The following is a 21,180-nucleotide window of genomic DNA, read 5'->3' as shown; positions in this document are numbered from 1 at the left end:
AATTTTCTCCGATCGCAGAAATACCCTTGGACGCCTCGTAACTCGCTTTTTTCATGAGGCAGCATGCTAAAAAGGACTTATCACATGTCAATTTAATTACTTTTCATGAACTATAACCAAATGAGGGAACCATTCAGCCGCATAAAGGTTTTTTATTTTATCAGAACTATTTTACGCTACGTATGGACATCGCGAAAATTTCAAAGTAACTTTGCGCCATAATAACATACCATGATTTATTTCTTTTCCAACGACCACGACACTGTTTTTGCTTTACAGATAGAGCGAACTCTCACCGAGCCTGACATTGCTAAACTAAGCTGGCTATTTGGCGGTGCAAAACTTCAAAAGGAAACCGTCCTGAAAAACTTCTTCGTTGGTCCGCGTGCCGCCATGATTACCCCATGGAGCACAAATGCCGTTGAGATTACCCAGAATATGGATATTCAGGGAATCATCAGGATTGAGGAATTTAGAAAAGTTGAAGCGGATTTTACCGGTTTTGATCCTATGTTATCTCAGAAATACGATGAGCTAAACCAGGAAATATATCTGATAAGTCTTCAGCCGGAGCCGATCATCGAAATCAACGATGTTGCAGAGTATAACCAGCAGGAGGGACTTTCCCTTAGTGATGAGGAGGTAGATTATTTGAATAAACTTTCTGAAAAACTTGGTCGTAAACTGACTGATTCTGAGGTTTTTGGGTTCTCGCAGGTTAACTCGGAGCATTGCCGTCACAAAATATTTAATGGTACGTTCGTGATCGACGGGGTGGAGCAGCCAACGTCATTGTTCAAGCTGATCCGTAAAACCTCTGAGACAAATCCAAATGGAATTGTTTCGGCTTATAAGGATAATGTAGCTTTTGTAAAAGGGCCTCGTATCCAGCAGTTTGCTCCTAAGCGCCCGGATGTTCCTGAGTATTATGAAATCAAAGATTTTGATTCGGTTATATCTCTAAAAGCCGAAACACATAATTTCCCGACGACCGTTGAGCCGTTCAACGGAGCAGCGACAGGGTCAGGCGGAGAGATCAGAGACAGGCTTGCCGGTGGACAGGGCTCATTGCCTTTGGCCGGAACCGCTGTTTATATGACCTCTTTTTCTCGTCTGGAAGAAAACCGTCCATGGGAAAAGGGAGTGCAAGAAAGACAATGGCTGTATCAAACGCCGATGGATATCCTGATCAAGGCTTCAAACGGAGCTTCCGATTTTGGAAATAAATTTGGTCAGCCATTAATTACAGGGTCATTGCTGACTTTCGAGCATGAAGAAGATGCGAGAAAGCTTGGGTTTGACAAAGTGATTATGCAGGCTGGCGGTGTTGGTTATGGCAAAGCTGATCAGGCGAAAAAAGAAAAACCATCTGTTGACGACAAAATTGTTGTTTTAGGCGGAGAAAATTATAGAATCGGGATGGGCGGAGCTGCGGTTTCGTCGGCTGATACCGGGGCATTTGGTTCTGGTATTACCCTGAACGCAATTCAACGTTCAAATCCTGAAATGCAGAAAAGAGTCGCAAACGCGGTTCGTGGTATGGTGGAAAGCGATAACAATACCATCGTTTCTATTCATGACCACGGCGCAGGAGGTCACCTGAACTGTCTTTCTGAACTTGTGGAAGAAACTGGCGGAAAGATTGATCTGGATAAATTGCCGGTAGGTGATCCAACGCTTTCTGCCAAGGAAATCATCGGTAACGAGTCGCAGGAGCGTATGGGACTTGTGATCAGCAAGGAAAATGCAGCCACCCTGCAAAGAATTGCAGACCGTGAAAGAGCGCCGATGTATACGGTAGGAGAGGTAACTTCTGACCATCGTTTTACATTCGAGTCGGCTACAACAGGAGCCAAGCCAATGGATCTTGCAATGGATGACATGTTTGGAAGTTCTCCAAAGGTGGTTATGCACGACAAAACTATTGAAAGAACTTATCAGCCTGTAACTTACGATGCGGCCAATCTGGCGGCTTACCTTGAACAGGTACTTCAGCTTGAAGCGGTTGCAAGTAAAGACTGGCTTACCAATAAAGTTGACCGCTGTGTGGGCGGGCGTGTTGCCAAACAGCAATGTGTGGGCCCGCTTCAGTTGCCATTGAACAACTGTGGTGTGATGGCGCTGGATTATCAGGGAAAAGACGGAATTGCGACATCCATTGGACATGCTCCGCTTTCGGCGCTTATCGATCCTGCGGCAGGTAGTCGTAATGCGATTGCTGAGTCATTGTCAAACATTGTCTGGGCTCCGCTTAAAGATGGTCTGGAAAGTGTATCACTTTCGGCCAACTGGATGTGGGCTTGCAAGAATGCCGGTGAGGATTCACGTTTGTACAAAGCGGTGCAGGCCTGTTCTGAATTTGCGATCAGCCTGGGAATCAATATTCCGACAGGAAAAGATTCTTTGTCGATGAAACAGAAGTACAAGGATGCAGAAGTGATTGCGCCGGGTACTGTGATCATTTCGGCAGCTGGCCATTCTGACGATATCAGGGCGGTGGTAGAGCCGGTTCTTCAAAAAGACGGAGGTGATATTTATTACATCAATCTTTCTGGTGACGCCTACAAACTGGGTGGTTCTTCTTTTGCACAGATTCTTAACAAAATAGGAAACGAGACACCGGACGTTTTGAACGCAGAGGCGTTCAAAAATGCCTTTAATACCATTCAGCAGCTGATCAAAGCCGGAAAAATCCAGGCCGGTCATGATGTTGGCAGCGGTGGTTTGATCACAACGCTTTTGGAGCTTTGTTTTGCAGACCGTAATCTGGGTGCAGCCATCGATCTTTCTTCTTTGGGAGAGCAGAATATTATTGAAAAATTATTTGCTGAAAATATCAGTATCGTTTTCCAGGCGGATAAATCTGCTGAGGCAGTTTTGGATGCCAATGGCGTAACTTATCACAAAATTGGTTCTGTCGATTCGAAAGCGGCTCTGACCGTTAAAGATGCAAGCGGAAGCTGGAATTTTGACGTCGATCATCTGCGTGATGTCTGGTTCAAAACTTCGTTCCTGCTGGATCAGAAACAGAGCGGTGAAGTGAAAGCCAGAGAACGTTATGACAACTATAAAAACCATGTGCTTAACTACACGTTCCCGATTCAGTTTGACGGGAAAGCACCGGTAATTGATCCTTCAAAACCAAGACCGAAAGCGGCTGTTCTTCGTGAGAAGGGAAGTAATTCGGAAAGAGAACTTGCCAATGCGATGTATCTGGCCGGTTTTGATGTGAAAGATGTACACATGACTGACTTGATCTCTGGCCGCGAAACGCTTGAAGATATCCAGTTTATTGGTGCCGTTGGAGGATTTTCTAACTCGGACGTTTTGGGTTCAGCAAAAGGCTGGGCGGGTGCATTTTTGTACAACGAAAGAGCAAAACTTTCACTGGAAAACTTCTTCAAACGTGACGATACACTTTCAGTAGGTATTTGTAACGGATGTCAGTTATTTGTTGAGCTTGGTCTTATCAACGCGGATCACGAGGAAAAACCAAAAATGCTTCATAATGAAAGTAAAAAACACGAAAGTGGCTTTACTTCACTGACCATTCAGGAAAACAATTCGGTGATGTTGTCGACACTTGCCGGCAGTACGCTGGGAGTTTGGATCTCACATGGTGAAGGTAAATTTGCGCTTCCTTATACCGAAGATAAGTATAAGATCGTAGCCAAATACGCTTATGAAACTTATCCTGCGAACCCGAACGGATCAGATTACAATACGGCTATGATGTGTGACAATTCAGGAAGACACCTGGTGATGATGCCTCACATCGAGCGTTCTCTTTTCCAGTGGCACTGGGCTAACTATCCGGCAGGCAGAAACGACGAAGTTTCTCCATGGATCGAAGCTTTCGTGAATGCAAGAAAATGGATAGAAACATCAGGAAAGTAAGATAACAGGACTTGTTAAAAACAGGTTTGAAAATAAAGTAAACAGGGTTGCGGGATTAGTTCAGCGACCCTGTTTTTTATAAGTAGTGTTTGTAAAGACGTGGCAGGTCGTTTTGGCCTCGTTTAATTATCGTGGAAATTAAGCATATTGCCATACACCACTGAATCGTCGATCAAAATTGCGTAGGCCCGGTAGTTTATATTGTTGGTGCACAACTGCGGCCCTATTTTTGACTTGTCGCCAACACTGGCAGGCAAATCAAAAATGACTTTCAGATTGTTTTCAATGGTTGGATTCTCAATCACAGGACCGTTTCCGGCTCCAAACGCACTGTACACCACGCCATATTCTTTCACGGGCAAACTCCCTGTTCTCACCACATTCAATGAAAAAACAATAGAGCATTTCAGTCCGTTAGGATTGGAAGTGATCGGCAAAGTTTTTAACTCGATTTTCTCGGGTATGTCGTGATCCGTACAGGAAAGGGCAAAGGCTAATAACACCAAAAAAATGGTACTTCGAAGTGGAGATAGTTTGGTCATAAAAGATGTAATTAAGTAGGACAATAATTAACTTTTATTGAACAATATTAATATTTTTATTTTTAAGTATCCTTAAAATTTTTGAGGAAGTGGGCCTGATTGTTTTTATGGATAGGGCGATTTATTTAACGGTCGATCGCTGAATTGCAAAAGCCCGGATCGTAAATGAAATCGGGGTTAAGTAACCATTTGGTAATCTGTGAACCTGTTGGCCGGATGCAGATGCTTTGACAAAAAGTGTTCATGTGAAGAAATCTATAATTTTCGATAATCAGACTGTTATAAACCATCCTGTTTTTATATTTACCGAAACGCTGATCAGGCGGATTTCAAACCTAATATCCTGAACCCAAGATGAAAAAAAGTGTTTCTGTTATCTTTTTATTGCTGATAAGTACCTTCCCAACTTTTGCGCAGTCCGCAAAAACATTGCTGGTTTGTGGCGACAGTAAAGTGCTTTTGGTCGATTATAATAAATCCAGGGACAGTATCCCTCACATCGTCTGGACCTGGGATGCGCATGCAGCCAAAGACCTGCCGGAATTGTACCGGACTAAAATGTTCAACACCATGGATGACTGCAAGCCGGTAAATAACGGGAAGCAAATCCTGGTTTCGGCGTCCTCAGGGGCCATCGCACTCCTGAACACTTCGGACCGTAAAGTTCTTTTTTATGCAGCAGTACCCAATGCACATTCCATAACGCTGCTGCCTGGCAATATCGTGGCTGCCGCAGCGTCTACGGCTAAGGATGGAAATAAAATCATGTTATTTGACAGGGCTCAGCCAGAAAGGGCAGTTTATACCGACAGTCTTTACTCGGCACATGGCCTGGTGTGGAATGAAAAGAGAAAGAGCCTTTTTGCGCTGGGATATCAGGTGTTGCGGGAATATAAACTCGCTTCCAAGGACAAGCTTGAACTCAAAACGGAATGGAAAATACCCGGTATTGGCGGACATGAACTACAACTTACTGCTGACGGGAAAAATCTTTTTGTGACAGAACACAACGGCGCATGGATATTCGATCTGAGCACTTATAGTTTTAAGAAAATCGAGGGGTTTCCTGACGCGGAAAATATCAAGAGTTTGGGGCAAAGTCCATCGGGACAATACATTTACACCATTCCGGAACAAAGCTGGTGGACCTTCCATGTCCGGTTTTTTCAGCCGTCACGCAGCCTGGCTTTTCCTGGCCTGCATGTGTATAAAGCGCGTTGGTTTGAAACACATTAAGAAATAAGAACCCCGGAAGGCCGAAGTTCTTATAAGCAACATTTCTACCTAATTCATTAGAATGAATTGGCCGCAAATTTACCGCTTTTTGTTATTAATCTAATATTTATAACAAAAAAGATATCAGGCGGTATTCTTCCTTTTATTGTCATCTGACTCCAATTTGTATACAAAATGAACCGTTTTGTATAATCCTGCAAAATCTGAAACTGCCACCTTTGCAGTGTTAATAATTACTTCATTATACAAAATTGGTTTATGAGCAGTATTAAGAAAATAGAACTGGGAAGTCAGGGACTGGTGGTGCCGGTGCAGGGTCTTGGATGTATGGGTATGACAACCATTGCCGGCAATGATATTTACGGGACGGCAGATGAAAAGGAATCCATTGCGACCATTCACCGGGCTTTGGAGCTGGGTGTAAATTTCCTTGACACAGCTGATCTTTACGGCCCGCTTTTAAATGAGCGGCTGATCAGCAAGGCCATAGCTGGAAACCGGGATCAATATCATATCGCTACAAAATTTGGTTATGAAGTTGACGATAACGAGCAGCTTACCTGGGCAATCAATGGACGTCCTGAATATGTGAAAAAGGCGGTGGAACGCTCTCTGAAAAACCTGGGAACGGATTATATCGACCTATACTATCTGCACCGTGTCGATCCTGAAACGCCCATTGAAGATACTGTGGGGGCGATGGCGGAGCTGGTTCAGTCGGGAAAGGTGAAGTATATCGGATTATCGGAAGTTTCAGCACAGACGTTAAGAAAAGCACATGCGATTCATCCGATCACGGCAGTGCAAACGGAGTATTCTTTATTTGAACGCACTGCGGAAGAAAACGGGGTTTTTGATACACTTAGGGAGCTCGGAATTGGGTTTGTATCCTATTCTCCCCTGGGACGTGGTTTCCTTACCGGAGATCTGAAAAATCCGGAAGATTTTGAAGCAAACGATTTTAGGAGAACCATTCCTCGTTTTCAGGGTGAGAATTTTTATAAAAATCTGGAACTGGTAAAAGAGATACAGAAACTGGCGGAAGAGAAAGCCGTAACGCCTTCACAGGTGGCTATTGCCTGGGCCTTATCAAAGGGAACAGTTCCGATTCCGGGTACGAAACGGATCAAAAACCTGGAAGCGAATGTAGCTGCTACGGATATTACTTTTACACCGGCGCAGTTTGCGCATCTGGAATCGATTGTGCCGGTGGGCATCATTTCCGGTGACCGCTATGACCAGACGTCCATGGCGGGCGTGAATTTGTAATTAATTCCCCAACGAAACAGGAAAGCATGTAATTTTGTACAGCGCTTTCCTGTTTTCAAAAATAAAGATCAGATGAAAAAAACGTCCGCCGCGCCACATATTATCAACTCCATTGCTGAGTATCACAGCATTGTAGGTTTGCCCGGCCCTGAGCATCCGTTGATCAGTGTGATCGGTCTTACCTGTAATCCGGATATGCCGCAGTTGCCGGACGACAAACTGATCTATAATTTTTACAGCATATTCCTGAAAAAAAATATCGATGCCATTGGTTATGGCCGCAAATATTATGATTTCAGCAACGGAGTCATGGGTTTTTCAATGCCGAGACAGGTTTTTACACTGGACCGCAATGTTGATTATTCCAGGATCACGGGCTGGATGCTGCTGATACATCCGGATTTTATACGAAAATATCCGCTCGCCAGCCGCATAGACAGTTATGGATTTTTCTCCTATAACCTGAACGAAGCGCTGCATCTTTCTGAAAAAGAAGAGGCGATGGTCGATAGGATTATGATGGATATCCGTCATGAATATCAGCAGTCGATTGATGGGTTCAGCCAGGACGTTATCGTATCGCATATTGAGGTGCTGCTCAACTATTCCAATCGCTTTTATAACCGACAATTTATCACAAGAAGCAGCTCGGAAGAGGAGCCGCTGGTCCGTTTTGAACAGCTGATCCGGAAAATTTTCCAACAGGAGGATGTTGGTCAGATTCCCGGCGTAAACGAAATTGCCGAGCAACTCAATGTTTCTGCGCATTATCTCAGCGATATGCTGCGTTCGCTTACGGGCATGAGCGCACAGCAGCACATTCATAACCTCTTGATTGAAAAGGCAAAGGAAATTCTGCTGACAACCAATCTGTCAATTAACGAAACTGCCTACAAGCTGGGTTTTGAATACCCGCAGTATTTCAATCGTTTATTTAAAAATAAGACGGGCATCACGCCGGCTGCATTTCGTAAGGAAACAGCTAACAATTAGTTTTTCACTTACCTGGAACTACAATTTTCGGATTGCCCATGACACCCCGGGAGTAAGTCCGCCCCCAATGTTGACACTCGGTGTAAAACCCGAATTCAGATAAAACAGACCTATTACGTCACCTGCATTTAAAATAACATTTCTGGATAAAGTCACGACACCCCTGTCCAGTACAGCCTTTAAGGTTAGTACCAATACAACATTAACGTTTAACATCGGCAGATATCCACTTATAAGGCTTGAAGTTATCGGCGCCACTTTTCTAACCTCAAAATATGGATTTACACCGGGGCCTGCACTGACTGAGGTAGTCACTGTCAGGTTGTAGTTAATTGTTGTTTCAATAGCATAGGTGCCTGTTTCCGGAACCGTGAAATTTCCCGTTGTCGGGTTAAAACCGGGTGCATTATAAGAAGGGTTTGTGACACTCCATCCGCTAAGTTGTGTATTAGCATTTGTGGTGACCGAATTCAATGTTGCAGAAAAGCCAAGGTCTTTCGCAGGCGCGGGGACAGATTCTGAGCTAACCCGTTTCCAGCCTTCTGTTTCATGGTAAAAGTAAAATCCGTTTATGTCGTTGGTCTGGTAAACCAGCAATCCGGTTGCCGGTGTCACGATTGACTCGCGGTCGGCTTTCAAAATTCTGGGAATTAAGATTCCTTTGTTCGGACTGACTACTTCCAGCATGGCATTGCCATCCGGTGTGGTGGTTCCAATACCAACCTGGGCTTCGACGGACGAAGTTTTAACAAGGAAACAAGACAGTGCAAGAATTGCAGAAATACGGGTAAAGGTTTTCATACATATCAAGTTAATAGAGAAGAATTTCTACGAAATATATAAAAATTTTTCTATAACCGACTGACTTGAAGACCGGATTTAGGGAGCGACCGGCGTTTCTGCTAATTCAGGATTTTCCTTACCAGGAAAATAATAAGATTCAAAAGCCCGCTTAAAAGGATCATGGTTGTGATTGGGAAAAAGAATTTGAAATTCTCCCTTTCCACACGAATATCTCCTGGGAGCCGGCCCAGCCAGTGGAGTTTGTCGCCCAGAAAGTAAACCACAGTGCCGAGCACCAGGAGAATCAGTCCGGCTATGATGATGTATTTGCCTGTATTTTGAGACATACCTGACTCTGTTATGACTTAGAACGGTGCATAGTCAATTTCCAGAAAATCTTCGACATCACGCAGCCAGAACTCCTGTACAAAATAGGTATGATCAGGATGGTTGGAGTAGGCGTCATAGGTCTGTTGACTTTCAAATTCCATGGTCAGGCCATAATCAAAGTTGTTTTTCGGGCTTGTTTGTTTCAAACACTGAAAGTTAAGAACGCCGGGTATTGAAACTAATGCCCTGGCGGCGTCAAGAAATGTTGTTTCCTCTGTCGAGTTTTTCGGGTATTTCAGTTTGAAAATAACGGAATGCTGTATCATGGATTTGCGGTTTGAAATGCGGGATTATGTTGTTCTGTTGGTTCAAGAAACAGTATGTTAAGAAAAAACCGTTATCTGAAATTGCTCAGGATAACGGTTTTTTCTTAATTTCTGCGTTGATTATTTCGCAGGTGTGATGATGATGTTACGGTATTCAACCGGACCATGATCTCCCTGGATGTACAACGGACCTGGCTCACCTTCATTACTGTCAAGCGCACCTCCGGTAATGCCCGGAATTTCCTGATTTGTAATAACCGTTTTGCCATTAACCACCAAAGTCAGCATTCGGCCGATTAGCGTAATGTCAAATGACTGCCACTCGCCCGGATCTTTCGCCATCATTTCGCTTGGCGTGATAAAGCCGTAAACGGCACCAAGCTGATCCAATGCCGGTTCCAGTCCTTTTCCATCGGTAACCTGCATTTCATAACGTCCGCGAAGATACACGCCGCTGTTGCTGCCCTTTGGGATTTTGAATTCAGCATGCAGTTTGAAATCGTTGAATTTCTGATCAGTCACAAGATTAGCACCCGATTTTGCACTTTTCAAAACGCCGTTTTCAGCCACCCATTGGTTGGTGCCTTCTGCATGCCATCCTTTGATGGTATTTCCGTCTGTCAAACGAATTGGCTTTCCCCAGACCGGAGCCGTAGCCCTACGTAAGGAAGGTGCGCGTACGCCTGTCCAGGTATAGGTTTTTCCGTCAGGTGTTGTCAGCGAACCACTTAATTTTTCGCCCTGAATCGCTCCTTCGAGTGTGAAATCCTTATCACCTCTTTCCCATTGCGGGGGTATGGCGAAATGGAATTTTCCGTCTTTGAAATGAACTTCAGAAATCGGGCGGGCGCTTCCTGAAAATGAAACAAACTGGCCGATCAGTGTATGATTGCCTGAATGTCTTACTTCCAGCCAGGATGGCGACGGTTTGCCGGCCACATCAACAGTGATATCCCATCGGCCTTCAATCGGAGAGGCGAGCGGTTTTGCGATGGATGGCATTGTCAAAATAGCCAGAAGCAATGTGAAAGCCGGCAGCAGGTGCCGGGAAAAATGGCGTAGGTTGGTTTGGAATAATCTGTTCATACAATGGTTATATTAAGAGGCGTCAATTTACTTATAAAAGTTTAATAAATAGCCGGCAAGCAGCCTTTAAGCTTTGGCTTAGGCGTTTGTCTGGTAGTTAGGATTTGATTTACAGTATATTAGGAGAGGGGAGTGATTTGGCTCCGGTTTTTCGAATGTTATTGAAATCTCTCAAAGATGATACATACCCAGAAAACTTTTATGAGGGCCTTCTTCCTTGTAAAAATAAATACCGATCAGGAATCTGGTATTGTCGTCCACTTTACTTCTTTGAGTTCGATACACGTGCATGAAAACGCATCCTGAGCCAGGAACGTCAACACGATGAACATGAATCTTTTCATATCAGAATAAGTTCTGTTTAACTCTGCTCGAAATCAAAAAAACAGGTTTGGAGGGCTTGTGCGATTTTTATAAAACCGTCGTAGTTATTGGGTTTTTTAATGAAAGCATTAATGCCGGTCTGATAAGCTTCGTCGATCAAAGTTTTGTCGGATGATGTCGAGATCATGACGGCTGGAATATGTTTTAACTTGTTATTGGCCCGGATGGTTTGCAGGACTTCGATACCGGTGACCCTGGGCATGTTCATGTCAAGCAAAATAAGAATATTGGCCTCTTCTGTATTTTCGGATTCGATAAGATGCAGCAGATCATCTCCGTCGGCGGCTTCAACAATTTTTATTTCCAGATCCAGTTTACGGATAGCATCCGAAATAAATAAACGGTCATCTTCATCATCGTCAGCAATGTAGATAATTTTCGGCTTCATTCGTAAGGGTGTAATTTAAGAATCATGAACGGCGTAAATAACCGAATCATGAGCGGATGGTTTGGATATGCCTTAAAGATAAGGAAAATACTTTTTTGGACTTTTTATATTGTACTGATTTTGGTCACATAATTTGATACGCACTTAGCGGCGAAATGGTTAGTCGGGGTGACGGAGTTCATTACCAGTATATTAGGCCTAGTATGTGTTTGCAGGCAGGAGATTTGGTTATTTGCCAAGCGAAATCAAATTGGAGAAAACACGATATGCTCCGGGCACACCGGCCGGCAGCTGACGGAACCAGCTCATGGTTGTGTATACATAATTTCCTTTGCCGTATTTGGCGATCAGGATACCGCCGTCGAGTTTTTCACTGCCAGGATCATTGCAGGAAATAACGGTTTCATATTGTTCAGACCAGCTTTCAGGCTGATAAAGACTGCGCTCCTGTACCCATCCATCGAAATCCTTTTGGGTGATTTTGTTGGGGTAATTTAGAGCTCTGCAATCAGGTTTTAAGAAGCGGACTTCTGCCTGCTCGACCGTAACCCTTTTACTGGAAACCTTGAACGGATAGGGCCCGAAATCTTCCATAAGCAGTCCCTGATCGGAGTTATATTGGACGATTAAATTTCCGCCGTTTTCGACATAATGCAGCAACACCGGATTGATCACTTTCAGACGTTCCACGATGTTGTAAGCCCTGACACCGACTATAACCGCATCGTATTTTTGAAGTTTTTCTGTGGATATATCGCCATCCGGCAAAAGCTCCACGTTGTAGCCGATCTGCTGTAAACTGGCCGGTACCATATCGCCGGCACCCTTAATGTAGCCGATCAGATTCCCGGTTTTATTAATTTCCACTCGCACCACCTTTGCTTTGGCAGGAGGAAAAAATACCTGCGTAGGGATATGCGGATAGCTGATCATGCCAAGGCTTCGGTCATATGTTTTACCATCAACAGACACCTCTGCCGTAATCTCATTTTCGTCCGCAAAGTCGGGAGGGAATAATTGGAAATCAACACATTGCTCGGCTCCTTTTGTTTTAAGGCTAAATGTGACAGAGGCGGGTTCGCAACGCCAGCCAGAAGGAGTTTTCAGTTTTACCAAACCCGAAAGATTGTCTTTACCAGCTTTAACGACCACATTTATTTTTTTATCATCCTTTCCGTCAAACAGATAAACCTTCTGACTTACGCTCACATACGCGGGTGGGGTGATGGTTAAGGGCTGATAAATCTCGCCCAGAATCGGATCCGTTTTTTGATAAACCACTGGTGCGGAATAGTGGAAATTTTTACCATCAATATTAAGCTCAAAATCGATTTTGGCGGATGGGACGTTTTCTGCCAGCCCGATTTCCTGTTGGCTGCCAATTTTAAAAAGCCCTAATGTACCTTCTTCACGTAGCCAGTAAGGCTGTGAATACGTGACATTTTCAGGAATTCTGATCTGGCTGGAAAGCCTGATCTCCTGATTATTAGTCAGACGAATATTAACCAGCGAATCTTTTTTCTCAAACGGAAAGCTTATCTTTTTCAAAACGACAGGGAGCGAAGATCGGTTGATCGCTTCGATTTTCAGACTTAACTGCTCACCGGGTGTATAGGAATAATCCTGAGAAGTGACTTGCAGATACAAACCAAGCGAATTCTGGATGAGTTTGTCAATATCCTGTAACTTGGTTTGTTTCCAGTATCCCTCGGGTAATTTTTCTATTTCAGACTTAATTTTCAACAGGGCAGGGGCAACGGCAGAAGGATTGGTTGGCTGGTAACTGCTGATTACCTGCGTAATAAGTTGGTCAAGCCGACCGGCTCCTTTGACCCGACTCCAGTCGGTGCGGACACCGTCCATCAAATCTGAGGTAGCTTTCTCGCCTTTTACATGTTTGAAATACTCAACCAGACTTCCCCGGAAACCAATCGTTCCGAATCCCTGGCTGCGGTGCTGGCTTCGGCTTTCGGCCGCAATTTCACCATACGACTTGCCAAGTAACGGGTTAAAAATGCCCACGTCTATTTTCAGGTACTCTTTCGCATCCTTTTCGTCCACCTGGTCCCTGCGCTGGTTCCACCACATACCGGCATTCCAGACCAGACGTTTTGTTTTCCAGGGTTTAACAAATTTTAATTGTTCAGGAAATTTATCGGGGTCTGCGGCAGCATCGAAAGCCTCTTCGGCAAGGATCGCCGAGGCGATATGGTGGCCATGTCCGGCTCTTTCGTCCGGTGGGAAACGTGTTACAATTACGTCCGGTCTGAAATTCCGGATCACCCATACCGCATCAGAAAGAAGTTTTTCCCGGTCCCAAATGGTAAAAACTTCTTCTGCACTTTTGGAAAACCCAAAGTCCACAGCCCGCGAAAAAAATTGCTGGCCTCCATCGATTTTTCTTGCTTGTAAAAGCTCCTGCGTCCGGATAATCCCCAGGTTTTCTTTGATTTCCGTACCGATCAGATTTTGTCCGCCATCCCCGCGCGTCAGCGAAAAATAGGCGGTATTATAAAGTTTTTCATTGGCCAGATAAGCGATGAATGTCGGATTTTCATCATCGGGATGCGCCCCGAAATAAAGTACATTACCCAGCACATTGAGTTTTTGAATGCCCTGTAAAATCCTGGATGAAGAGGGGCGGACCTGCGCCTGCACCGTCTGCGGTAAAGAAAAACCGGCAAGAATGAATCCAGTCAGCAGAAAACGGGTGAAATGGCGCAGCATAACTTTCAAAGATTGTGGTAATACAAAAGGGCTTCCGGAGATTTACCAATGCAATATAGTAAATAGTGGATAATACTATATATAAATTATAGAGTTAATATAGAATAAAATTGAAAGAATATAACTTCGTCTTAAATAAGTCAAATTCAGGGAGGTGAAGGTTCAAAATGACCTGATTTTGATGTTATTCATTCTTTTCTGATAATTCATGAACGTTGTCTGGTTTGGTGATTTTAGGATCAAATGCGGGTGGAACAGGATATCTGTGTGCCCGAAATACTGCCTCCGGTAAATAAATATAGTCTAGTAAATCTATGGGTTTTATTTGTTTTTTAAAATATTGTTTTAATTTTGGCTGATCATAGCTATAACAGCGATAAGAAACGAAGCTTGCTCATCGACTCATTAAGATAAACTGGTTGTTAAAACAGAAAACATGACACACGAGAAAACATTTATACTGGCAGTAGGCAGGGAAGCGAAAATTATTCTGCACGGAAAAATACAACGAAACGGAAAGGAGATCGAGGTAGGTTTTGAGTTTTTAATAAAGGACTCGCACGACCAGTATTTCCACAGTCCGATCGGCATCAACCATCCGCAGTACTGGAAGCTGAAAAAATCAACTCCCGAAAAAGCACAATTACTGGAAATGGAATACAGCGGTGTTTCCAGAAAACAGCTTAATGAAGCCATCCGGGAATTCAGGCATTTTATCGGTCCCGGATTTAATCTGAAGTACAACGTGAAAATTCAGGACAGGATCAAAACGCTGAAAGGCATTCGTTTAAGCACGGGAACCCGGCGGATGCTCGCGGCGGTTTAGTAACGCATCAAGTTTTATGGCAAGGATCCGGCGAATTCAGATTTCCGGATCTTTTTTTGTTGTGAAATCTTGAAACTTAGCGAAAAACATAAAAACTTGCCAATAGACAGTTAATTCCTAAATCACCTGGATGTTAAAGTACATGAACCGGAAATGTATTTCATTTCTTCAGCTCGCTGGTTTCTTTTTATTGATTCTGCTCAGTAGTAGCAGCAAACCTTTCAGCAAAAGCCGGCCTGTTGCCGGAAAACCCAATATCCTTTTTATTTTCACTGACGATCAGCGGTATAATACCATCGCAGCCTTGGGAAATCCCGAGGTGATCACGCCAAATCTGGATGCGCTGGTCGGGAAAGGGACCACTTTTACCCAAGCCTATAACATGGGTGCCTGGCATGGCGCTATTTGTGTAGCCAGCCGGGCGATGCTGCTGACGGGATTATCGGTTTGGCAGGCTAAAAAGCAGGAAACTAATTATACTCCGCTGATTCAGGCGAACGGATTTTGGCCGCAGCAGTTGAAACAGGCTGGTTATGAAACCTACATGAGTGGAAAATGGCATGTAGAAACTGATGTTAACAAGCTTTTTGACCACGTAAGTCATTTGCGTCCTTACGGTATGGCAAACCAGACGTCAGCCGGCTATAACCGGCCGCTTTCGCCATCGGATACAACCTGGCAGCCCTGGAAGGAAGAATACGGAGGTTTCTGGACCGGCGGAAAACATTGGAGCGAGGTGCTGGCCGACGATGCCGTTGGTTACATTCAGGAGGCGTCTCAGAAGGAAATGCCGTTTTTTATGTACCTGGCTTTCAACGCGCCACACGACCCGCGGCAGGCACCCAAACGCTGGGTTGATAAATATCCGGTGGAAAAGATCAAACTGCCGGCCAGTTATCTGGATGAATATCCTTTCAAAGACGCGATGGGATGTGGCAAGGATTTAAGAGACGAACAGCTGGCTCCGTTTCCGCGGACGCCCTATGCTGTCAAAAAGCACATCCAGGAATATTATGCCAGTATTTCTTATATGGATGAGCAGGTGGGAAGGATTTTGTCGGCATTGGAAAAAAGTGGAAAACTGGAAAATACGTATATCATTTTTACTGCTGATCATGGGCTGTCGGTAGGGCATCATGGGCTCATGGGCAAGCAAAGTATGTTTGATCACAGCGTTCGTCCACCGCTTGTCATAGCCGGCCCTGGTATCCCGAAGGGCGAGAAACGTGACCAACTGGTGTATTTTCAGGACGTAGCAGCTACGACTTATGAACTGGCGGGGATTAAAAAACCTGCACATGTTTTCTTCAACAGTTTGTTGCCGTTCATTAAATCAAAAAATAAGGTGGGGTATTATGCAAGTATTTATGGCTGTTACACCGATCAGCAGCGGATGGTACGTACAGCGCAGTACAAACTGATTGTTTATCCAAAAGCTTCTAAAATACTTCTATTTGACGTGAAAAAAGACCCGGAAGAAATGCACGATTTGTCGGGACAGACGGCCTATAAAAGTGTTTTGAGAGATCTGAAAGAAAAATTGGTGTCGCAGCAAAAACAAATGCAGGATGAGCTTGATCTGACGCCATATTTGAAAGAGATATAGGTTTACTGGTTTGTCTATAACAATAAATATTTATTGTTTATCGATAAATATTTATTGTTAAATTCTTTTTTATACTTATGTTTGAGAAAAAAACGGCTCATGAAAAAGAATAATCTTTTGAATTTCTGCATCCTTCTATGCAAAGGATTTTGTGTTTTGCAGGTCGCTGCTTTTGTCGCGCTTACGGTAGCCTTCATCCATTTTCAGGTTAACCCTGATTATTATGATTTCAAACCAGCGAAGTTTTCATCTGGAGATGCGATGTTTTCATATAGTTTTACGGAAAAATGGTCGGCTCAGCCTTCACCGGAAAACAGTGAATTATCGTTAAACCAGATCACAGTATTTTCTCTGTATTTAAATTATTTGCAATTCAGTTTGATGATCCTTTTTACCTTTCTCTCGGTACGGGAGTTTGTTAAAGTTGTTACCTCTGTAACCCGGATTGAAACTTTCCGGATTTCAAATATTTACTCTTTCCGAAAAATCGGCAAGTATCTTTTGATTGTTTTTATTCTTTCGGGTTTTTCTGTTATTCATTTTAAAGAAGCGACTTTCAGGAGTTTCTCGCTTCATCTGATGCCTCTTATGCTCATGATTTTTTCTTACATCATGGCTGAGATTTTCCGGGAAGGAAATAATCTCTCAGAAGAAAACCAACTTACCATCTGACCATGCCTATCATAATAAATCTGGATGTAATGCTGGCAAAGAGAAAAATGTCCGTAACAGAATTGTCGGAAAAAGTGGGGATAACACTCGCCAATATTTCAATACTAAAAAACGCGAAGGCCAAGGCGATCCGGTTTTCCACGCTCGAAGCGCTTTGCAAAGAACTGGATTGTCAGCCGGGAGATATTTTGGAATACCGATAACCTCCCAACGTAGGATCAAGGCACGATTGTTGATTAAGATTTGTAAGTGATTCTTGTGCGACAATCAACCACTTCTAATCATGCCGTCGTCCGTTGTGTCCAAAATGGCCTACCTTGCCGAGTCTGAGACTTTGCGCATAACCTTTGTTTCGGGGATAATCTATGATTATAAAAAAGTCCCGGTTAGCGTTTATGAAGCCATGAAAACAGCCTCTTCCAAAGGAATCTTTCTAAATGAGGTTATCAAAGGGAATTTTGACTTTGAAAAAATCCACTGACAACGGGGAAAATTTGCGCAGGTATGATTCTTGTTCTGATAGGTTAAAACAGTTCAATTTTCAATAAATCCTGTTAGTTATGAAAAAGATCATCGCAGTTATAGCATTAGTTGCCCTTTCAACCTGGACTCTCGCTCAGAAAGATACGACCAAATCAACGGCGCAAAAGGTAGGCTCGGAAGTAAAAAAAGATGCCAAAGCAGTCGGTAAAGGCGTAAAAAAAGGAGCGAATAAGGTGGGCGAAGTAGCCGAAGACGGATATGACGCAACCAAAAAGGGGGTTAAGAAAGGAGCAGAGAAAGTGGGCGAAGTAGCCGAAGACGGATATGACGCAACCAAAAAGGGGGTTAAGAAAGGAGCAGAGAAAGTAGGTGAAACAGCCGAAAAAGGTTACGATGCTACCAAAAAGGGTGTAAAAAAAGCGAACAAAAAGGTGAAGGAAGAAGCAAAGGATTTATAACATTAAGGGAAATATTTGGTAATGCCTGCTTTGAAAAAAGCAGGCATTATTCGTTTTAAATCCAGGTGAAAGGGTCACCGGAGGCTAAATGCGTAACTTTGATATCCGTCAGTTTTGGTTGTAGCCACTCCGCTACCCATTCCATACCGGGTTCTTCGCTTACGGCATGGCCCAAAACGATCAGTGAGATTTTTTTGCCGAAAGCGCGGGCATCGCGGATATATTCAACAGTTTCCCACTCAGGCGATTCCCCAACAATCAATACGTCCGGATTTTCTGACTCGGCAACGGAAACCTGCCTTTGTCCTCCCCAGGCGCCGGGAAGGAGCGCTATTCGTTCACAAGACTGCGCCGGATCACCGATAGTCCTGACATGCGAAATCCCAAGGGAAGATTTTAGATGCTGCACCAACTGCTGTAAAGACAACTTCGGAATGGTTAACATCACCTGCCCGGTTTTATAGTACGGCAGCCAGTTGGCTTTTTTAGCAACCCCATAACTGATTGCATCCGGCTTCAAAGCGTGGCAATAGTCATGAAACCGCCAGACAGCAATTTTATGTTTTTCCAGAAGTGCCTGTTTTTCTTTTAAAACACTGTTGTTTTTTACCCAATCCGGGTTATCACTATGGTTGTAAAACGACGGCTCATGCGCAATAATAAAATTGGCATTTTGTTTTACGGCCTGTTCAATGACAGGAATGGTCGGAAACATTGTTGTAATTATGCCTGTCACAATTTGATCTGCTTTCCCGCTTTTGAGCGTGTCTACCGTATCTTTCAAAACAGACAGGTTTCCCTCTTTCAAAATCAGATCCATAATTTCCTGGACGGTCAGCGACTTTTTTACCGGCAAACCAGTATGATTTGTAAACGAGGCATGCAAACCCAGCAGGGCAAGCGCGCCAGCTGATTTTAAGGAATTTTCGATAAATTTTCGTCTTTCGAGACTGGGAGTAGAAAAACGGGAAGGTAGCTTGTCCATTGTGTTTGTTTTGCTTTTTATATAAAATGCGGCGAAATGATTAATTTACCCTAGCAGCCGTGGCATTTGATTCTTTTGCTGATCAATTTGATGAAAAATATTCAATTTGAAATAATGCAGGCGAAAAATGAAAGAATTGAACAGTTTCTTTCCCAGTATGTTAGTCTGTTTGAGGGAGAAGTGCGTATTGATGTAAAGACGGATGGCATTTCTCCTGATGAGCGTGGGTCAGGCATGAACCAATGTTTCGTAATTGTTAAATTTTTTTGAGCGCTTGATTGAAGATGTCTGACCATTTACCTTAGTTGAAAAAATAACGAACCCTGCCTAAGGCGACTTTATCTTACAGCGATCATGCAGAAGTATGCTGAATTATCTGATGAAGATTTGCTAATCCTGTTTCAGGAAGACAGTGAGGGTGTTTTCAAAGAAATTTACAACCGCTACTGGTCACCACTTTACTCCGCCGCCTACCGACGCGTAAAGTCGCGGGAAGTATCTCAGGAGATCGTTCAGGATATTTTCACGAGTTTCTGGATCCATAGGGATGAACTGCATGTGAAAACTTCACTGACCGGTTATTTGCTGACGGCTGTAAAATACCGTGTTTTAAATCATTTTGAGAAGGAAATGGTTAGGAGAAATTACAGGAACCTGATTGTCAATATGCCCGATCAAAGCCCTAACCTTACCGAAGAAGCTGTTTTTTATGAAGATCTTAACCGGCAGCTGGACCTGGAAGTAGCCCAATTTTCTCCCAAATGCAAAGAAGTATTTGAACTCAGCCGCAAAAGTTATAAGTCTAATAAAGAGATCGCCGATTTGATGAATATTTCGGTCAAAACCGTCGAGAATCATCTGACCAAGGCCCTGCAAATTTTAAGAATCCAGTTTAAGGAAGTAATGATCCTTTTCATTTTCTCACAGCTCTAAGCCGTCCGTAATCGTTTCGGGATCGGAAAAAAACACCTTACAAAAATATTTTTTCAAACTGACTGGGGGATGTTTCATTCTGACCTGACTGTACTTTATAAGGAGCCGGATTTAATCTCCTTTCGCAAATCAACACAGATGTCAAAAGAAATCTCGCCGGAGCTGATCCGGAAGTATATCAACAAAACATGTACACCGGAGGAAGTTCGTCTGGTCGAGGCCTGGTATGGATCGTTTGAAAAGGAGCAGGACCCTTTGCTTGATATACCTGCTGATGCGCGTCAGGAACTGAAAGGGGAGATGTTTGACAATATCCTTACCAATATTGGGAGAGACGACCGGTCAAAAATATACCCCGTCACAGGCCGTAGCCGGGTCATGTATTATACGCTTGTCGGTATCGCGGCGACGGTACTGCTGATATTGGGTTGGCAGTGGTTCGATGTCAATAACTCCTTTAAACAATCGGCTGATCTTGAAATCGTTTTTGAGAACAGCTCCAAAAGCATTAAAAGGCAGGTACTTTCAGACGGTAGTGTCGTGTGGCTGCAACCGCATACGGTCATTCGTTATCCGCAGGTTTTCATAGGCGGGCTTCGGACGGTACGTCTCACCGGCGAAGCTTTTTTCGAAGTAACCCGTGACCCGGCGCATCCGTTTATTGTGTACAGTGGCCATGTTATCACCAAAGTTCTTGGAACAAGTTTTAACATCAAGGCACTTGAAAGGGCACCGTCGGTGGAAGTTTCGGTGGTGACAGGAAAAGTAACAGTCGGGGTGGATGAAATTTTGCCTTCGCAGAAAAATGATAAAACAGAGGGAAGTCAGGTGGTGCTTTTGCCTGAGCAAAAGGCTGTTTTTCTGGAAAATAAGCAAATCCTGAAAAAGGAGGAAATCCTGCCGGGGAGAGAAAATGACGTCCGGATCTGGGAAAAAACAAGTGTTGCCTTTGATAACAAACCGATGTATGAAGTCGCCAGAACATTATCGGAGGAATATGATGTCGCGATCCGCATAGAATCGGAGGCATTAAAAAATTACATTTTGAAAGCCGATTTTTCCGGTCAAAACCTTCCTGATATTTTAGAAATGATGGAAAAATCACTGAATGCAACTTACGAAATCAACGATAAGGAAATCGTTTTCAAACCCAAATCAACTAACCCAACTGCGCAATAGTATGAAGTAAACACCCGGCGAAAATTTTAACAAAAAAAGAGCCGAAAGTGTCATCACCACTTCCGGCCCTATTAAAA

21 protein-coding genes are annotated in these 21,180 nt (G+C 43.6%); 13 read left to right on the top strand and 8 right to left on the bottom strand.

Annotated features, from left to right (window positions below):
* The first annotated feature begins 231 nt into the window (after window positions 1–231).
* Window positions 232–3,897 carry a phosphoribosylformylglycinamidine synthase gene (gene purL / locus M1L62_RS06285; protein WP_254412175.1) on the top strand — a complete coding sequence of 1,222 codons (3,666 nt, stop codon included), beginning with the start codon at window positions 232–234 and terminating at the stop codon, window positions 3,895–3,897.
* A gap of 122 nt (window positions 3,898–4,019) precedes the next feature.
* On the opposite strand, the gene M1L62_RS06280 is transcribed toward purL, so the two are convergent.
* Complete coding sequence (locus M1L62_RS06280) at window positions 4,020–4,439, bottom strand: hypothetical protein (protein WP_254412174.1); 420 nt, start codon at window positions 4,437–4,439, stop codon at window positions 4,020–4,022.
* Between the two features lie 354 nt (window positions 4,440–4,793).
* Here M1L62_RS06280 and M1L62_RS06275 point away from each other — a divergent pair, with 354 nt between their 5' ends.
* The 3 genes from M1L62_RS06275 to M1L62_RS06265 all read left to right on the top strand — a co-directional run bounded on the left by M1L62_RS06275 (window position 4,794) and on the right by M1L62_RS06265 (window position 7,937).
* Complete coding sequence (locus M1L62_RS06275) at window positions 4,794–5,675, top strand: DUF6528 family protein (RefSeq protein ID WP_254412173.1); 882 nt, start codon at window positions 4,794–4,796, stop codon at window positions 5,673–5,675.
* Between the two features lie 258 nt (window positions 5,676–5,933).
* The gene (locus tag M1L62_RS06270; protein ID WP_254412172.1) at window positions 5,934–6,944 is read left to right on the top strand and encodes an aldo/keto reductase; all 1,011 of its coding nucleotides are present in this window, start codon (window positions 5,934–5,936) and stop codon (window positions 6,942–6,944) included.
* A 72-nt stretch (window positions 6,945–7,016) separates the two neighbouring features.
* Entirely contained in the window at window positions 7,017–7,937 is a 921-nt protein-coding gene (locus M1L62_RS06265) for a helix-turn-helix domain-containing protein (protein ID WP_254412171.1), read from the top strand.
* A gap of 18 nt (window positions 7,938–7,955) precedes the next feature.
* On the opposite strand, the gene M1L62_RS06260 is transcribed toward M1L62_RS06265, so the two are convergent.
* The 6 genes from M1L62_RS06260 to M1L62_RS06235 all read right to left on the bottom strand — a co-directional run bounded on the left by M1L62_RS06260 (window position 7,956) and on the right by M1L62_RS06235 (window position 13,961).
* A complete protein-coding gene (locus M1L62_RS06260; RefSeq protein ID WP_254412170.1) occupies window positions 7,956–8,738 on the bottom strand; it encodes a phage tail-like protein in 783 nt (260 codons plus the stop codon).
* 101 nt (window positions 8,739–8,839) lie between these two features.
* Window positions 8,840–9,067, bottom strand: coding sequence for a DUF2905 domain-containing protein (locus tag M1L62_RS06255; protein ID WP_254412169.1), 228 nt, complete (start codon window positions 9,065–9,067; stop codon window positions 8,840–8,842).
* Between the two features lie 18 nt (window positions 9,068–9,085).
* Window positions 9,086–9,376 (bottom strand): Dabb family protein, encoded by a 291-nt coding sequence (locus M1L62_RS06250; protein WP_254412168.1) that lies wholly within the window; start codon window positions 9,374–9,376, stop codon window positions 9,086–9,088.
* A gap of 120 nt (window positions 9,377–9,496) precedes the next feature.
* Entirely contained in the window at window positions 9,497–10,462 is a 966-nt protein-coding gene (locus M1L62_RS06245; RefSeq protein ID WP_254412167.1) for a 3-keto-disaccharide hydrolase, read from the bottom strand.
* Window positions 10,463–10,823: 361 nt separating this feature from the next.
* Window positions 10,824–11,234, bottom strand: a complete 411-nt coding sequence (locus tag M1L62_RS06240) for a response regulator (protein ID WP_254412166.1) — start codon at window positions 11,232–11,234, stop codon at window positions 10,824–10,826.
* 228 nt (window positions 11,235–11,462) lie between these two features.
* Window positions 11,463–13,961 (bottom strand): PIG-L family deacetylase, encoded by a 2,499-nt coding sequence (locus M1L62_RS06235; protein WP_254412165.1) that lies wholly within the window; start codon window positions 13,959–13,961, stop codon window positions 11,463–11,465.
* 436 nt (window positions 13,962–14,397) lie between these two features.
* On the opposite strand from M1L62_RS06235, the gene M1L62_RS06230 reads away from it, so the two are divergent.
* From M1L62_RS06230 to M1L62_RS06205, 6 genes are all read left to right on the top strand, one after another.
* A complete protein-coding gene (locus M1L62_RS06230) occupies window positions 14,398–14,787 on the top strand; it encodes a hypothetical protein (RefSeq protein ID WP_254412164.1) in 390 nt (129 codons plus the stop codon).
* A gap of 130 nt (window positions 14,788–14,917) precedes the next feature.
* Entirely contained in the window at window positions 14,918–16,393 is a 1,476-nt protein-coding gene (locus M1L62_RS06225) for a sulfatase family protein (RefSeq protein WP_254412163.1), read from the top strand.
* 99 nt (window positions 16,394–16,492) lie between these two features.
* Complete coding sequence (locus M1L62_RS06220; protein ID WP_254412162.1) at window positions 16,493–17,065, top strand: DUF2975 domain-containing protein; 573 nt, start codon at window positions 16,493–16,495, stop codon at window positions 17,063–17,065.
* 2 nt (window positions 17,066–17,067) lie between these two features.
* Window positions 17,068–17,268 (top strand): helix-turn-helix domain-containing protein, encoded by a 201-nt coding sequence (locus M1L62_RS06215; protein ID WP_254412161.1) that lies wholly within the window; start codon window positions 17,068–17,070, stop codon window positions 17,266–17,268.
* Window positions 17,269–17,348: 80 nt separating this feature from the next.
* Complete coding sequence (locus M1L62_RS06210; RefSeq protein WP_254412160.1) at window positions 17,349–17,546, top strand: KTSC domain-containing protein; 198 nt, start codon at window positions 17,349–17,351, stop codon at window positions 17,544–17,546.
* A gap of 79 nt (window positions 17,547–17,625) precedes the next feature.
* Window positions 17,626–18,006, top strand: a complete 381-nt coding sequence (locus M1L62_RS06205; protein ID WP_254412159.1) for a hypothetical protein — start codon at window positions 17,626–17,628, stop codon at window positions 18,004–18,006.
* 55 nt (window positions 18,007–18,061) lie between these two features.
* Here the strand turns inward: M1L62_RS06205 and M1L62_RS06200 are convergent, their stop codons facing one another.
* Window positions 18,062–18,991: a Nif3-like dinuclear metal center hexameric protein gene (locus M1L62_RS06200; protein WP_254412158.1), complete on the bottom strand. Its 930-nt coding sequence runs from the start codon at window positions 18,989–18,991 to the stop codon at window positions 18,062–18,064.
* Window positions 18,992–19,081: 90 nt separating this feature from the next.
* On the opposite strand from M1L62_RS06200, the gene M1L62_RS06195 reads away from it, so the two are divergent.
* The 3 genes from M1L62_RS06195 (at window position 19,082) to M1L62_RS06185 (ending at window position 21,103) form a co-directional block, all read left to right on the top strand.
* Window positions 19,082–19,261, top strand: a complete 180-nt coding sequence (locus tag M1L62_RS06195; RefSeq protein WP_254412157.1) for a hypothetical protein — start codon at window positions 19,082–19,084, stop codon at window positions 19,259–19,261.
* 84 nt (window positions 19,262–19,345) lie between these two features.
* Window positions 19,346–19,924 carry an RNA polymerase sigma-70 factor gene (locus M1L62_RS06190; protein WP_254412156.1) on the top strand — a complete coding sequence of 193 codons (579 nt, stop codon included), beginning with the start codon at window positions 19,346–19,348 and terminating at the stop codon, window positions 19,922–19,924.
* A gap of 69 nt (window positions 19,925–19,993) precedes the next feature.
* Entirely contained in the window at window positions 19,994–21,103 is a 1,110-nt protein-coding gene (locus M1L62_RS06185; RefSeq protein ID WP_254412155.1) for a FecR family protein, read from the top strand.
* Window positions 21,104–21,180 lie beyond the last annotated feature (77 nt).

The organism is Dyadobacter diqingensis (assembly GCF_024220585.1).
In the GTDB taxonomy this organism is placed as follows: domain Bacteria; phylum Bacteroidota; class Bacteroidia; order Cytophagales; family Spirosomataceae; genus Dyadobacter; species Dyadobacter diqingensis.
The sequence above is the reverse complement of the archived record's forward strand: the minus strand, read 5'-3'. Positions and strand labels throughout refer to the sequence as shown.

Coding starts and splice junctions, on each gene's coding strand:
- purL (WP_254412175.1), top strand. CDS start 232: ATGATTTATTTCTTTTCCAACGACCACGACACTGTTTTTGCTTTACAG.
- M1L62_RS06280 (WP_254412174.1), bottom strand. CDS start 4,439: ATGACCAAACTATCTCCACTTCGAAGTACCATTTTTTTGGTGTTATTA.
- M1L62_RS06275 (WP_254412173.1), top strand. CDS start 4,794: ATGAAAAAAAGTGTTTCTGTTATCTTTTTATTGCTGATAAGTACCTTC.
- M1L62_RS06270 (WP_254412172.1), top strand. CDS start 5,934: ATGAGCAGTATTAAGAAAATAGAACTGGGAAGTCAGGGACTGGTGGTG.
- M1L62_RS06265 (WP_254412171.1), top strand. CDS start 7,017: ATGAAAAAAACGTCCGCCGCGCCACATATTATCAACTCCATTGCTGAG.
- M1L62_RS06260 (WP_254412170.1), bottom strand. CDS start 8,738: ATGAAAACCTTTACCCGTATTTCTGCAATTCTTGCACTGTCTTGTTTC.
- M1L62_RS06255 (WP_254412169.1), bottom strand. CDS start 9,067: ATGTCTCAAAATACAGGCAAATACATCATCATAGCCGGACTGATTCTC.
- M1L62_RS06250 (WP_254412168.1), bottom strand. CDS start 9,376: ATGATACAGCATTCCGTTATTTTCAAACTGAAATACCCGAAAAACTCG.
- M1L62_RS06245 (WP_254412167.1), bottom strand. CDS start 10,462: ATGAACAGATTATTCCAAACCAACCTACGCCATTTTTCCCGGCACCTG.
- M1L62_RS06240 (WP_254412166.1), bottom strand. CDS start 11,234: ATGAAGCCGAAAATTATCTACATTGCTGACGATGATGAAGATGACCGT.
- M1L62_RS06235 (WP_254412165.1), bottom strand. CDS start 13,961: ATGCTGCGCCATTTCACCCGTTTTCTGCTGACTGGATTCATTCTTGCC.
- M1L62_RS06230 (WP_254412164.1), top strand. CDS start 14,398: ATGACACACGAGAAAACATTTATACTGGCAGTAGGCAGGGAAGCGAAA.
- M1L62_RS06225 (WP_254412163.1), top strand. CDS start 14,918: ATGTTAAAGTACATGAACCGGAAATGTATTTCATTTCTTCAGCTCGCT.
- M1L62_RS06220 (WP_254412162.1), top strand. CDS start 16,493: ATGAAAAAGAATAATCTTTTGAATTTCTGCATCCTTCTATGCAAAGGA.
- M1L62_RS06215 (WP_254412161.1), top strand. CDS start 17,068: ATGCCTATCATAATAAATCTGGATGTAATGCTGGCAAAGAGAAAAATG.
- M1L62_RS06210 (WP_254412160.1), top strand. CDS start 17,349: ATGCCGTCGTCCGTTGTGTCCAAAATGGCCTACCTTGCCGAGTCTGAG.
- M1L62_RS06205 (WP_254412159.1), top strand. CDS start 17,626: ATGAAAAAGATCATCGCAGTTATAGCATTAGTTGCCCTTTCAACCTGG.
- M1L62_RS06200 (WP_254412158.1), bottom strand. CDS start 18,991: ATGGACAAGCTACCTTCCCGTTTTTCTACTCCCAGTCTCGAAAGACGA.
- M1L62_RS06195 (WP_254412157.1), top strand. CDS start 19,082: ATGAAAAATATTCAATTTGAAATAATGCAGGCGAAAAATGAAAGAATT.
- M1L62_RS06190 (WP_254412156.1), top strand. CDS start 19,346: ATGCAGAAGTATGCTGAATTATCTGATGAAGATTTGCTAATCCTGTTT.
- M1L62_RS06185 (WP_254412155.1), top strand. CDS start 19,994: ATGTTTCATTCTGACCTGACTGTACTTTATAAGGAGCCGGATTTAATC.